This is a genomic window from Rhodoflexus sp., from assembly GCF_053489755.1.
In genome coordinates, this window is record NZ_JBRCHD010000006.1 from 34,035 (window position 1) to 48,588 (window position 14,554).

The following is a 14,554-nucleotide window of genomic DNA, read 5'->3' on the forward strand; positions in this document are numbered from 1 at the left end:
TGCGGTAAGTTTTAATTTCCCTGAACTTGATTATGCCTGCGCCTTGTCCTTGTTGCGGATTTTGGTGAGGTAATATACGTTTGGTTTTGTGCCGATCTCGTGTAGAACGTTGTAAGCACGCTCTCTTATCTCGTTATCGAGCAACTTAGAAATGCGAGATGAAGGATCGTTCAAATCGCCGAACACGATTGCATCAGCGGGACAAGCCGAGGCACATGCTGTTGTGATTTCTCCATCAACAGGACGGCGCTGTTCGCTACGGGCCTTCAATTTACCGGACTGAATACGCTGCACACATAGAGAGCATTTCTCCATTACCCCACGTGAACGAACGGTAACATCTGGGTTCAATACCATACGACCCAAATCGTTGTTCATGTGGTAATCAAACTCATCATTTTGATAGTATTTAAACCAGTTGAAACGACGTACTTTATACGGACAGTTGTTAGCGCAATACTTCGTACCTACACAACGGTTGTAAGTCATTTGGTTGAGACCTTCCGAACTGTGTGTAGTAGCGGCAACCGGACATACTGTCTCGCATGGTGCGTTGTTACAGTGCTGGCACATCATCGGCTGGAACACTACTTCCGGGTTTTCGGAAACAATCTCCAACGCATCGTAGTCTTTCGGTGCGCCATCTGAACTGTAGTAACGGTCAATGCGAATCCAGTGCATTTCGCGACGATTGATAATTTCTTTCTTACCAACAATCGGAACGTTATTTTCTATATGACATGCCACCACGCAAGCAGAGCATCCCGTGCAAGAATTCAAATCAATCGCCATGCCCCAGTGGTGGTTGGCGTACACGTGAATATCGGCAGCACCGGAAGAAACGCCCATTGCTTCTTTTCTGTTCTCCCAGAGTGTTTTTTCGTAGTCGGTCAATTCAGCAGACTTTTTGCCGTAGCCATCGCCGCGAATATCCCATATCGAAATATCCGTCGGACGCTCCATGCCTTTGTATGTAGCAATCATCGGCTCATAACGACCAGCCTTTGGATTTCTCACATATTCGGCCAAAGTGCTCTCTTGGATGATGCTTTGGCGCCCCATGAAAGTTTCGTGCGTTTGGGTTTGTGGCAAGCGCGTGCGCTGTTCTACCTTCTCTAATTTAATATCTTGGATATTGGCAAAACGCACAGCATCGCCCAGCATAGATGCCAGCGGATAGGCATTAGCCCCCCCCGCCTCAGTAGCTACCTTGCCTGCATCTTTGCGGCCAAAGCCAATTGCAAGAGCTACTGTTTCTTTTGCCTGCCCCGGCTGGATCAGCACAGGAAGTTCAACTGCTATTTTACCGACAGTTAATTTACCTATCTGTGTCTTGCCTTCTTTTTGTGTAAAGCCCAATTGAGTTGCCATTGACACCGGAACAGAGATATAATTACCCCAGCAAGCCTTCGAAATTGGATCAGGGGTTTCGTGTAGGTAGGGGTTATTTGCCTGTGAGCCAGTTCCCACAACCACTTTCTGATAAAGAACCAACTCGATTGCATTACCGGCCTTATAGTCGGCAGCTATTTGCGCAGCCACAGCATTCAGATCTATTGAAGATGGGCTGCCTGACTTCTCAAATACAGAAGTATAACTACCTAGTTCGGCAAGTTCAAACACGCCATTATGCAATGAGCGATTCCAAAAAGCCTCAAATTCACTCTCTTTGTTTTGCAACTTGAATAGGTTTGCCTTCCAGAAATTGCGGATATAGGCATAATAATCAGTTTCAGAACCTGCCCAAGTAAGCAACGACTGCTGTGCCTGACGGGTGTTGAATATACGAGCAATCGTAGGTTGGCAAAGGCTGAAATGTCCTTTCTTAGGCTCAGCATCGTTCCACGACTCAAGGAAATGACTGTCCGGAGCATGATATGCGCACAGCGAGGTAGTCTCATTCATGCGATCTGAAATACCTACTGTTAGTTGTACTTTCCTGCCTTTTAATGCGGCTTCCAATGAAGCACCCATTGGATGATCATAAACAGGATTTGCGTTCAGGAAAATCACTGCCTGTACTCCGCCGCTTGCTACCTCTTTTACGAAGGCTGCCATTTCGGCATCATTACCCCTTTTCTGGAAAGAAGGAATTGCAGTATCAATGGTAGCACCGTAGCTTTCCAGCATTTCATTGATAGCATTTACCATCAACTGAACGTTCACATCATTAGATGAACTTACGACCAGCGATTTACCCTTAGTATTCCAAAGTTTATCGGCAGCAGCTTCTATATAGGGTATCCTTATGTCTGTTACCTGTACAGTTGCTTTACCTGTCTTCTGTGCAATCAGGTTATAGAGTTTAGCCACTACCAGTCCTTCCTGCGACGGTTTGATGGGAGTGCGATAATCAGCCGAAGCGCCGGTAATGCTCATGATTGACTCAAAAGCATACAGACGAGACATTACCTTTTTGTCCTTGCCTATTTTGCGGGTAGTATTGAACTGCTTGGAATATTCTACAGGCGAAATCCATGTACCAAGAAAGTCAGCTCCAATTGTTACGATAGTTTCTGCTTTATCAAAGTGATAAGACGGTATCATCGCCTTGCCAAACTGGCGGGCGTTAGCTTGCAGAATACCATGCGCAGAAACCTGATCATAAGATATATGCTTAGCTGTTGGATATTTGGCAATGAAGTCATTGATCACACTCTGCGTAGAAGGACTCATAATCGTGTTGCTCACAATGCAAATCTGTCCGCCTGCCTGTGCTATTTTCGACAACTGATCTGTAACTTCCTTGTCAAGTGTTGCCCAATCGGTCTGTTTTCCGCCTTTAGAAGGTGCTTTTGCCTTCTCGATGTCATACAGAGACATGATAGAGGCAGTAGCAGTTGCGCTTATACCACCTTTGGATACGTTAGAGAATGTATTTCCTTCAATAAATATTGGGCGTCCGTCGCGGGTTTTTACTACTACCGAACAATAATCGCTGCCATCTATGAATGTAGAGGCATAGTAGTTTGCAATGCTCGGATCAACAGATTCAGGCTTATTCAACCATGGAATTGCCTTCTTTACAGGTGCTTCACAGGCAGCCAGCGATACAGCGGCTACGCTGAAGCCCATCAGCTTCAGAAAGTCGCGGCGGCTAGGTGCTGCAGATTCGTTATCGCCATAGCTGTCTTTGATGGGCAGGTAGTGAGGAAACTCTTTTTCTGCATACTTTACAAACTCTGCATCGTTTGTAAGCTCTTCAATACCTTTCCAATATATTTTTTTTGTCTCTTCCATTACTCAGTCGTCAAGGGTTACGAAAAAATGGTTTTACTCGTCTTGAGATTGTCCGTCATTATTAATAGTGACACTTTGCGCACTCCAAACCACCAATATCTTCCACGCGCATAGGTGTCTTAGAAGACTTAGCGTGTAGCTGTACTAAGTTGTCGTAGTATGCATTGTCTTTCGCATTTACTTCTGTTTTGCGATGACAGTCTATGCACCAGCCCATTGTCAAGAGTGAAACCTGCTGCACTACTTCCATTTCTTTGATATTTCCGTGGCAGTTTTCGCATTCTAATCCTGCAACTTTTACGTGCTGCTGGTGGTTAAAGTAGGCTAAGTCGGGCAGGTTGTGTACACGTACCCACTGGATAGGCTCATCCTTCTCAATGTGTTCGTAGATCTTCTGAATAATCGGCGAAGTAGTCTTAATTGCATTGTGGCAATTCATACAGATATTAGCCGAAGGAATATTAGCAGATTTACCTTTCTCTACACCTGTATGGCAATACTTACAGTCAATTTCGTACTGTCCGGCATGTAACTTGTGTGAGAATGGAATTGGTTGCGTAGGCGCATAACCTTGTTGTACACCGATCGTAATCAATCCTTCTACAGTTGCCTTGAGTACAAGTGCCACAAATACAAATGCTGTAATACCAATAAAGGCTTGGCTCTTGAAGACACCTGCCCAATCTGTACGTTGCTCGAGCAGTTCTCTATCTTCCTCAGAAAGGTTGGATTCTTTTCGGAGGTATTTGCTCAGGGTTGCAGCCATCAGGGCAAGTACTGCAAGGGTAACCACTAAGAGGAAAGCCAAACCTGCTATAATAGCGGTCAGCAAACCCGAGTTATCGGCACCACCACCAGTTGCAGCGCCACCAGTTGCAGCGCCGCCAGCAGCAGTAGCCGCTGCAGCAACTGTAGGGCCTTTAATTGTTTCTGCCTGTATCCATGAAAGAATAGCTTTAATCTCATCATCTTTCAGGAAGTCGTGGTTAGGCATATATTGCTGGTACTCTTTGTAGAGTGCCACCGCATAAGCATCGCCGCTTTCAATGACACGCTGTGGATATTTAATGAAATTAATCAGCCAAGGCACCGTACGCCGTTCGTACACATTAGCCATTGCCGGTCCTACAACTTTTTCATGTACCGCATGACACTGCCTACAGTTGGCGTTAAAGAGGTCCTGCCCTTGATCAATAATAGCCTGGTCTGTAGATAGACCTGCTACACCACCCGCTGCAGGAGCAGCAGGAGCGCTGTCGGCGGCTCCACCGTCTCCATCACCATCACCGTCTGCCTGTGCAAACGCAGGTGCGGAAAAAGCAAAGACACACCAAACAACTAACCCCAATAGAGATGAGAACTTAAACCTGAGCATCGTTATATAGTTGAATAGTATATTAATGTATAATCGCGTTCACACGCTTGCTTTTGTATTGCAAAGTTAATTGCCGAATCAGTGATAACAAACTTCAGTAGCACCTACAGATAGAAAAATAGTTGCTTACAAAGTTCATTTTGAGGCTTTTTTGCGTAGTGTATCACACAAAAAGCTAATTTAGAATAACTCTAAACTGCGCTCTTAACTGTTGCAACACTTAATAAAACATATGTGCAAGTTTGTTGTTTGCAAACTACGCCATTTTACTGGTTTTCTGCGATGCCTCTGTGATTAATGCCATGAGAATATCACTGTAGAAATTGGCTGCAGCCATGCTATGAGGCATTAGTATCCGATCTGCGCCACACCCTTCCAACTTCGACCGATGCTGATCATTGACCGCTACCTGAAATATGCTGCCACTATAGTTCTCATGTCTGAGCGTATTAATAAGATGGCGTGCAATATCTGCGTCCGGAACAGTATTAATAATGCACTTACTGCTTCTAAACGGAATATGTGCAAGCAGGTCAGGGTCTTCAATGTCGCCGTAGATAATCGTATCCCCCCTTTCCTGCCCTCTTCGGACAACGAACGGATCAAAGTCCACACATAGATAACGGACAGAAGGATGCTCCTTAAGCAAATCAATAAGTTTGCTGCCGAAGCGCCCGTAACCAAAAATGATCAGGTCATACTCTGCCTGCTCATCAATGATTTCTGTTGTTTCTCTGTAAGGAATCTTTCTTTCGAAGATGGTTAGTACAGTAGCTAACCGGTTATATAAATTGTGAGAATACAGGATCATGTATGTAGAAAGTCCAATAGTAATTAGCCCTACCAAAGTGATTAGCCCTACTATCTCCTCATTTATGTGCCCTACAGCCAATCCCAGCCCTGCAAAAATGAGCGAGAACTCGCTAATCTGAGCCACTGTCAGCCCTGCCAGAAAGGATGTGCGTTTTTTGTAGCCCATCAGCCCCATAATCACAAGGACAATGATAGGATTTCCTATCAACACAAAAACGGAGAAAATAAATGCTGCATCTGCCTGACTACCAATAAGTTTGAGATCCAGAGTAGCGCCTAAGTGAACAAAGAAAAAGAGCAGTAGAAAATCGCGTAAACTGGTTAGCCGACTACCAATCACATCTCTGAATTTGGAAGAAGCAAGACTTACACCTGCCAAAAAAGCTCCAACTTCACGGCTAAAGCCCATCATTTCGCTTGCAGAAGCAAGTGAAACAGCCCATGCGACGGCAAATAAACTTAGAAGCTCTTGTGATTTGGCAGCCCACAAACTCAAAGGCGGAATAAAAAAACGTGCCATTAGTGCTATTATACCCACCAGTACAGTGCCAGACAACAACGTCCCTGCCAGATCTTGCACTAGGGATACGTCGCCACCTTTACGCATAGCAGAAAGAATAATCATTACCAGAATGATAACAATATCTTGTACAATCAGGAAACCGATCGCAATTTGTCCGTGTAGCGAGTCTATTTCTTTTTTGTCCGACAGCAGTTTGACGATGATGATTGTGCTTGAAAAAGTAAGAGCAACGGCTATGTAAAAACTATGCAAAGGTGGAAAACCTAATAATATGCCGATCAGATAGCCGATCAGGGAAGTGAAAATCACTTGCCCAAGTCCTGTCATCAGGGCTATTTTGCCGATTGAATTAATAATGCGCAAGTCTAACTTCAACCCTACGATAAAGAGCAAGATTGCAATACCTATGTCAGACAGTAAATGAATATTTGCCTTAGACTTGACAATATCAAGTGCCGAAGGGCCTACGATTATACCAAGCACAATAAACACCACAACCAACGGCTGTCGTAAGAACTGCCCTAAAGCGCCTAACAATACAGCGAGTAAAAGGATGAGACTGAACTCATAAAAAGGATTTTCAGCTATAGTAGCTAACCAGTTCATCAATCAAACCTTTTCTATTTGAAAATTTAACTAAAAAAAAACGAAAAGTCTGCTGAAAACTACATTCAACAGACTTAAAGCTGCGCAAAACGCCGAACGCTTAATTTTGTTGTTTATTCTCCCTCCGCACCCAAATCGCGCTCTATCTGGCTTAGAAAAATAGCATCTACGGCTTCGGCCACAGTCGGGACAATGGTTAGCACATTATCCAACTTTGAAATAGTAATCAGTTTCATTACGTGATCGTTAACACCTACCAGCACCAGTATTCCCTCTGCCTCGTTAGCTAATCGGTTAGCTACCAGTATTGCACTAAGCCCCGAAGAGTCCACGTACTTGATTTCTGACATATCAATGATCAGATTGGTAGCATGGTCTTCCTGAAACAGCCTAACAATTTCAGCCTTTAGCAAAGGGGAGATCGTAGTGGCTAACTTTTCTTCTTGCACTGCAAGCAGTGTGTATCTATCATATTTTTCTACGGTATGCTGCATAATTCAATGATTTGCGTAAAGATACTCAGTCTTCCAAAAAAGTTTGAATGGCAGACTCAATATCGTGTAGAATATTGGCATATTCCTGTTTTTGGAAGGGTTTGCCGGTAATCTGTGTGTAGAGTTCTATGTATCGCTCGGAAATGGCTGCAACGCGCTCATCGTCCATCGTTGGGATTTGCTGCCCTTCTTTGCCCTGAAAACCGTTTGCCATGAGCCACTCGCGAACGAACTCTTTGGAAAGTTGCCGCTGCGGCTCGCCTTTGGCTTGCCTTTCTTCATAGCCCTCTGCATAGAAATAGCGCGAAGAGTCGGGCGTATGCACCTCGTCAATGAGATAAATCTGTCCGTTCCACTTGCCGAACTCGTACTTGGTATCTACCAGAATCAGCCCGCGTGCCGCTGCCATTTTAACGCCGCGTTGGTAGAGAGCCAGCGTATATTTTTTTAGAATAGCGTAATCTTCTGGGCTTACAATTCCTTGCGCCAGAATTTCGGCTTCGGAAATATCCTGATCGTGTCCGGCTTCGGCTTTGGTTGTTGGCGTAACTATCGGCTGCGGGAATGCGTCGTTTTCGCGCATACCTTCAGGCATTGGTTCGCCGCAGATGCTGCGCCTGCCTGCTTTATACTCGCGCCACGCATGACCGGCCAGATAGCCACGAACGACCATTTCCACCCGAAAAGGCTCACAGCGCTTGCCAATGCTCACCTGCGGATGCGGCATTGCTTCTAACCAGTTGGGCACAATATCGGCAGTGGCTTGCAGAAAGTGCGCTGCAATCTGGTTGAGTACCTGCCCCTTGTAGGGAATAGCACGCGGCAGCACCACATCAAAGGCTGAAATACGATCGGAAGCCACAATAGCCAGCCTATCGCCAAAAAAATACACATCGCGCACTTTGCCGCGATAAAAGCCCGTTTGTACGGGAAATTGAAAATTGGTTTGTTTGAGCGCCTGCATATTTTTATTGTTTTATACCAGCTTACGCATCAGCGCACCGGATAAGGCAGCAAATCCGCCCAACAGTCCACCAATCAGTCCGGTAACTACCGCCAAAATTAGGGCATTGGGTAGAGAAAATATGGCGGCGACCTTTGCTCCCAAAATAGAATCAGTCATCTGGTCGAGCCAAGCCGCATAGCCACCCCACAGCAAGCCAACCCCCAGCAAGCCCATCAAAAATGCCTGAAAGGGTTTTTTGCCGAAAATAACTCCAAAAATCAGCGAAACTGCTGCCACTACATATACTGCATTGCCGGGCAAGAGCACGTGGAACACAGCACAAACCACTGCCAAGGTAATTATCCGAATCAAAAACATAGTTGTAACAGCGAATTTTTAGTTAGAAAAAGTTTGCCGGAACAGCATATTTTTTACCGATTGTGTCGGGCTTTGCATAAACAAGAGTTCGTAGTGCTTGCCATCGCGCCAGGTGTCAATCATATTGATATAATAAGGACTACCCGGATTGCCTGACTGTCCGCCCGGATAAACCCCCCAGCCTTTTACGCCTTTTTTGTCCAATTCTACCACCATGCGCCACGAAGGGCCGTTGCGTTCACTGCTTGCATTGATGATGTTATGGTTGCCCCCATTGCGAACTTTACTTACACTAAAAGGCTCCAAACGCGCCAAATGCTGCACCGAAGTAGATTTGTAGTCTGCCCACAAAGGCATTTTGTTGTCGTTGGCTTTTTTCCAGCTATTCACGCTGTCTATGCCCTGCAAAAATGCTTTGGCAATAATTTCTTTTGCTGTTTCTAAATCAGGAGTACCTTTATTATCAAATAATGGATGCTGTGGCTTGGTTTTCAGGAGCTTGATTGTTGTAAAAGCATCGGGACGGGAATAAGGAATACCACTACCGCGCAACTCATCCCAAATCAGCGGGAACAACTTATCCCACCACGCTTCGTAGTAGCTTGGCGCTTCCATGTCTGCATGGTTATAGAAATCCCACTTTTGCAGTAACTGATAGGCTGCCTTTTGCTGCGCGTTGAGCGCATTTACATCTACCTGCGCGAGGAAATACGGCAAACTTTCCGCTGCTTTCAGATTGTAATTATCGTTCTGCATTTCCATCATCATCTGCGGGGTAATCCCTGTCATGGAATCCAATAACTGATTGATGCGGCGGTTGCGGTAGTATTCGAAGTTGGTTGCATGGACGTAGTAAGGATAGAGCGTATCAGTTGGATGCTGATTAGCAGAACTTACATAACCACGCTTAGGATTTAGTACATGTACGTTCTGTTCGTCAGGAATATAACCCTGCCAAGCAGATGCTGTGGTTGTTCCGTCCAGAATAAATTTGCCCTGCTCGCGCCACTTAATCGGGTATTTGCCCTGAATGTACATGGCTATATCGCCGTTGGTAGCGGCAAAGGCAAAGTTCTGCGCGGGACAGTCGTAAAAAGTCAGCGCATATACATATTCCTGATAGTTTTTGGCGCGGTTGAGGTAGTAGAAGGTCAGTAGCTCCAGCGAGGGGTCATGTGCAATCCAGCGCATCGCGAGGTCGCTGTGCTGTTTGTCCTGATGGAATGTTTCGTCGTAGGCAACGGGCCCCCAGTGGGTGTAAACCACCGTGTCGTAGTAGGGCTTATCCCCGCGCACTTTGATTTCTTCAATGCGCTTGCTGGTTTTTTCCCACCTGCCGTCCAGAAAATACTCATTGCGCGAGTCGTCCTTGTACTGAATGGCATATAAATCCACCAGATCGCGCTGGGCATTGGTTACGCCCCATGCTACATCGTTATTAAAGCCAATGATAATATTGGGTGCGCCAGGCAGCGTTACGCCATACACGTTTACTCCGGGTGCTACGAGTTGCATTTCGTACCAGATAGAAGGCAGGCTGAGCGTCAGGTGCGGATCGTCGCAAAGGATGGGATTACCGGATGCGGTTTTGCTGCCTGCTACTGCCCAGTTGTTGCTGCCTACACCGGGTTCGGTTTTAGGCATCGGTATTACATGGTAAAATCTATCGGAAAACTGAACATTGGGCGTATTGACTTTTAGCGGCTCAAAGTTCCATTTGCCATCGGTCGGTACGATTGGCGCTTGCTCGGGATGGTATTCGGGGAACAACAAGTCAAATGTTTCGCGCCCCAACAGTTTGAGTGCGTTGGTGTTCTCAATTGCATCGTCACCCGAAGCCAATGTGTTGGCCATGTATTTGAGCAACAGGGCTGTTTTAACAGGTGTCCACTCTTCGGGACGATAGTCGAGCAACTTATATTCTACCGGTAAGTCTTTGAGGCTGAGGCTATTGATATACGCATTTACGCCGTTGGCATAACTATTTAACATCATTTTTGCCAGCGGGATAGTATCCATCTGCTGAATAGCTCTTTCAGCACCGAACATCATTCCTTTGCGGCGGTTGGTGCGGTCAAAATCAACAGCAGCTTTGCCTACAATTTCGGATACGCGCCCTGCAGCGGCATGTGTCTGAAATTCCATCTGCCAGAGGCGGTGCTGCGCTGTTATGTAACCCTGCATAAAATACAGGTCTTCATCATTTTCAGCAAAAATATGCGGTACTAACCGGTCGTCATAAATTACCTGCACCTTGCCTTTCAGCCCGTCGAGGCGTACATCAGCAGGCGCACTCTGCACCTGATCCTTATTCTGTGCATTTTGCCAAAAGCCATCGAAAGGGTTCAGGAATTTGCCCAGCGGCGGCACCTGCCCAAACTTATTATTCAGCCCCAAAACCAGCGCAGCGGTAATGGCAAGCGAAAGCAGTAGTTTAATGTATTTCATATTTACGGTTTTACGGTCGGTTATACCGGATTAGAAATGATATAAAATGCAAATAGCACGCGGATGAAGGTGGAAAATATCAACCTATTCCGAATTTTGGAATGCTGATAAATGCAGACAACGCAGTTTTTCGCAGATTTTTTTATTAATTAAATCCGCTTTTTTCTGTGTTATCTGCCTGTATCCGTGTTATCAGCGTTCCTGAAATTATGCCTCTTCGTTAATCACAACTTTGTCCATCTTATCGCCCTGCTTGATTTTGGGGATAATTTCCAACCCTTCTACGACTTTGCCGAAGACGGTATGTTTGCGGTCTAAGTGCTTGGTGTTTTCGCGGTTGTAGCAAATAAAAAACTGCGAGCCGCCTGTATTACGACCTGCATGTGCCATAGAAAGTACGCCGGTATCGTGGTACTGGTTGTCGCCGTCTAATTCGCACGGGATTTTGTAGCCCGGTCCGCCATTGCCGATGCCGTTGGGGCAGCCGCCCTGCACAACAAAACCGGGTATGACGCGGTGGAAAATCAAACCATCGTAAAAGCCGGATGTAGCGAGCTTGACAAAGTTGGCTACTGTACCTGGGGCATCCTTCTCGAAGAATGCTATCTTCATTACACCATGTTTGGTGTGTATTTCTGCTGTTTTCATAAATCGGAAAATGAAATGATTGCCACAAACTTACTCTTCTTCTTCGCCAAAAGAACCAAACGAAGTGCGAATCAGGTTGCCGAAGAATACGCTGTTCATAAACAACTTGGTTCCACCGTACCAGAATCCGCGGAAGTTAGGGCTTTCAGTCATACTGATAACTCTGCCTCTGCCCTGTGCGCTTACATGAACAGCACCGCTATTTTTGATTTGATCGTAATTCTGTTTGGAAATATAACCGCTTTGCAATGGGTTAGCTGTGTAGTTCAGCGGGCTAACTGCCGAATTATTGCCGCGTTTCAAAAATAGTTTGTTGTTTTTGAACAGGCTCAGCGAATTGTTGCGATAGCCGTAAGCCAGCGGATGCGTCAGATCTAAGCGGGTTTCAAAAATACTGCCGCCGATTTGCTGTGCGCCTGCCAGACTTTCTAAGTCTGCATAAAGCACATTCATTTGAACAGAGTCTCTGCGTTCAGGTTTGAAAGAGGCATCTGTCAAACCGTTGCGAGCTGCCCATGCAACCGCATTTTCGATCGCAATGAGTGTTCCGCCGTTTTGTACCCAACTTTTCAGGCGGTTTTGCAGCGCCTGTCCTATTTCCGGGTAGCTGCCGTTTGCCATGATGATAGTATTGTAGCGGTCTAAGTTGGCACGTCCGGCATCGCGCAAATCTACTACACTGATAGGGATGCGGAAGCGGTTGTCAAACAGATGCCAGATTTCGCCTACATCGTAGCTGCTGGTGCCTTGTCCGGCAAAAACTAATACTGAAGGTCTGCGCACTTTTTGGAAGTAGCGCCCACCCAGATCTGGGCCTGCCTCTGCCAAACCTGTCTTCACAGCAAAAACAGTTACTCCTGTCTGCTCGGCAATAGCTTTGAGCATTTCGTGCGTCATCTGCGGGTTTGCACCTGCCATCACGGTAACTGCGCCACTGTTAAACTTGCGCTTGCTGCCATCTGCCAGTGTGATTTCAAAAGGACGGGCAGCCACTCGCGCTGAAATATTTCTATTCAAAATTTCGTAGAGTGCTTTAGGGGCGTAGTACTCATCGTACTCGAAAATATAGGCATAGCTGCTTACCCCGCCAATGATTTCGCCTTTAGGCATTTGCGGCATTCCTTCAATTTTATTGCCCAGCAATGCGCCTATAGGAGTGCGCAATTCGGCATAAGGCATACCAAAAGCCAGCGGCATTGTCCACGTAGTAACGTCGTAGAAAAGGCTGTCTTTGTAATATTCGCCCAGCGTTTTTTCAAAAATAGAGCGCACTAAGCGGTATTGTGGCTGCGAGGTAGGTACTACGTAGCTCGTCGCAGGCAGGAAGGTCAATCCACCGGCTTGTGTGCTGTTTTTCAGTTCGTAAACTTCTATCTGATGACGGCGCAGCAATTCCACAAAATGATAGTTGCGTCCTTTGTCAAAAGTATCGCCAAATACATAGCCTTTTACAGGCGAGGCATTGGCATCGCGCACGGCAGACTGATAGAAATCGCGCTGCATTTTCAGTAGATCCAGACGCAGGTCGTAGGATGCCTGCAAAGTAGAAAGGCAGGTAGCCAATTGGTTGCGAATCGTAAAAGGATAGGTTAAAATGCCGTTTTCACTCTCCTGTGCATGACCGCGTGAACTTGCCTGCTCAAACAGAATCCCTACAGCACCGTTGCCATCGGGATAAGTAGAGCCTTTGCCATAGTAGAAGTCGTCAAATCCCTCCTTGGAATAATAAGCCGACTGAATGCGATCTAAAAAAGAGGCATGATAGCGGCTAAACTTTACAGTAAGCTCCTGATTAACAGGTGGAGTTAGTGGATTAGTACGCGAAGGTTCGCCGGGCATGAAAAAGTAAGTTGCATTAGTGCCCATCTCGTGCTGATCGGCTACCACATTGGGCTTCCATTCATGATATTTTACCAGACGATTGCGGCTTTCTACGTGCTGCGCAGGCAACCAGTCACGGTTCAGATCAAACCAATAGTGATTGGTACGTGCTCCCGGCCAGTTTTCGTTGAATTCACGCGCAGCGGGGTCTGATGATGTTGTACCAATGCTTTTGTGCATATTCACCCAAGTGGAAAAACGGTTCATACCGTCTGGATTTTGACAGGGTTCCATCACTACAATCATCTTGTCCAACATTTCTTCCACACGGGCGCTTTGCGCCGCCGCCAAGTGGTAAGCAGTCAGTACCATCGCACCTACCCCGCTCTGCTCGTTGCCGTGAATAGTCGCCGCCATCCATGTCACGACAGGCATACTTTCCAAATTCAGCGATGCCGATTTAGCAGGATCGCTGAGTTGGAGGTGTTGCTGCCGCAGATTTTCCATGTTACTCTGATTTTTGGCAGAGGAAATAATGACCAACAACTGCGGACGACCTTCATAGGTGTGCCCAAACTCATCCACTTTTACGCGGTCGGATGCTGCTGCCAGCGCACGGAAATAATAAACCATCTGATCGTGGGTCATATGCCATGCACCAAATTTGTATCCCAAAACAGATTCAGGTGTTGGTATGGCAGGATTGTATTTGACCGAATCGGGCAGGTAATAGGATAGCTCCTGCGCTTGCACACGAGTACCCATAGCTGCCACTAACGTGAGCAGAAAGGCATAGAGAAGTTGCTTCATATCTACTGATAACAAAGAATGAATAAATTTTGCGGCGTTAAATTAGCCGCTTGGCACTCAAATCGCAATTTTTTGGGGCAAATCAGCCGAAAACCTTATTTTTAAGCTATGATTCAGAAATATCCTATCGGCATACAGGATTTTGGCGAACTGCGCAGAGGCGGTTATGTGTATATCGACAAAACGCCGCATATTTTCCGCTTGATAGATCAGGGGAAATACTACTTTCTATCCCGTCCGCGTCGCTTTGGTAAGTCGCTGCTGATCAGCACGATGAAAGAGATATTTCTGGGCAATCAGGAATTATTCAGAGGACTTTGGATTGAAGATCAAATTGACTGGCAGCGCACAAGTCCGGTGATTCATTTGAGTTTTGCGCAACTCACTTATCAGACAGACAACTTAGCCTTGCGCCTGCGGCAGGAATTACAACGGCTAGCAGATGCCTTTCA

General features: G+C 46.2%; 10 protein-coding genes. 1 reads left to right on the forward strand and 9 read right to left on the reverse strand.

From position 1 onward, the window contains the following. Positions 1 to 30: 30 nt before the first annotated feature. From ACWIP2_RS00775 to ACWIP2_RS00815, 9 genes are all read right to left on the reverse strand, one after another. Positions 31 to 3,240 carry a TAT-variant-translocated molybdopterin oxidoreductase gene (locus ACWIP2_RS00775; RefSeq protein WP_448517978.1) on the reverse strand — a complete coding sequence of 1,070 codons (3,210 nt, stop codon included), beginning with the start codon at positions 3,238 to 3,240 and terminating at the stop codon, positions 31 to 33. Between the two features lie 61 nt (positions 3,241 to 3,301). Then, the gene (locus ACWIP2_RS00780) at positions 3,302 to 4,615 is read right to left on the reverse strand and encodes a cytochrome c3 family protein (protein WP_448517979.1); all 1,314 of its coding nucleotides are present in this window, start codon (positions 4,613 to 4,615) and stop codon (positions 3,302 to 3,304) included. Between the two features lie 256 nt (positions 4,616 to 4,871). Beyond that, on the reverse strand, positions 4,872 to 6,557 hold the full coding sequence (locus tag ACWIP2_RS00785; RefSeq protein ID WP_448517980.1) for a cation:proton antiporter: 1,686 nt from the start codon (positions 6,555 to 6,557) through the stop codon (positions 4,872 to 4,874). A 113-nt stretch (positions 6,558 to 6,670) separates the two neighbouring features. Continuing rightward, a complete protein-coding gene (locus tag ACWIP2_RS00790; RefSeq protein ID WP_448517981.1) occupies positions 6,671 to 7,051 on the reverse strand; it encodes an STAS domain-containing protein in 381 nt (126 codons plus the stop codon). A 25-nt stretch (positions 7,052 to 7,076) separates the two neighbouring features. Further along, on the reverse strand, positions 7,077 to 8,015 hold the full coding sequence (locus ACWIP2_RS00795; RefSeq protein WP_448517982.1) for a phosphoribosylaminoimidazolesuccinocarboxamide synthase: 939 nt from the start codon (positions 8,013 to 8,015) through the stop codon (positions 7,077 to 7,079). Between the two features lie 12 nt (positions 8,016 to 8,027). Next, on the reverse strand, positions 8,028 to 8,369 hold the full coding sequence (locus ACWIP2_RS00800; protein ID WP_448517983.1) for a hypothetical protein: 342 nt from the start codon (positions 8,367 to 8,369) through the stop codon (positions 8,028 to 8,030). Positions 8,370 to 8,393: 24 nt separating this feature from the next. Then, entirely contained in the window at positions 8,394 to 10,823 is a 2,430-nt protein-coding gene (locus tag ACWIP2_RS00805) for a penicillin acylase family protein (protein WP_448517984.1), read from the reverse strand. 207 nt (positions 10,824 to 11,030) lie between these two features. Further along, the gene (locus tag ACWIP2_RS00810; protein ID WP_448517985.1) at positions 11,031 to 11,471 is read right to left on the reverse strand and encodes a peptidylprolyl isomerase; all 441 of its coding nucleotides are present in this window, start codon (positions 11,469 to 11,471) and stop codon (positions 11,031 to 11,033) included. Between the two features lie 30 nt (positions 11,472 to 11,501). After that, complete coding sequence (locus tag ACWIP2_RS00815) at positions 11,502 to 14,102, reverse strand: M14 family zinc carboxypeptidase (protein WP_448517986.1); 2,601 nt, start codon at positions 14,100 to 14,102, stop codon at positions 11,502 to 11,504. A 108-nt stretch (positions 14,103 to 14,210) separates the two neighbouring features. Here ACWIP2_RS00815 and ACWIP2_RS00820 point away from each other — a divergent pair. Further along, positions 14,211 to 14,554: AAA family ATPase (locus ACWIP2_RS00820; protein ID WP_448517987.1), on the forward strand; the 344-nt coding region annotated here is incomplete at its 3' end.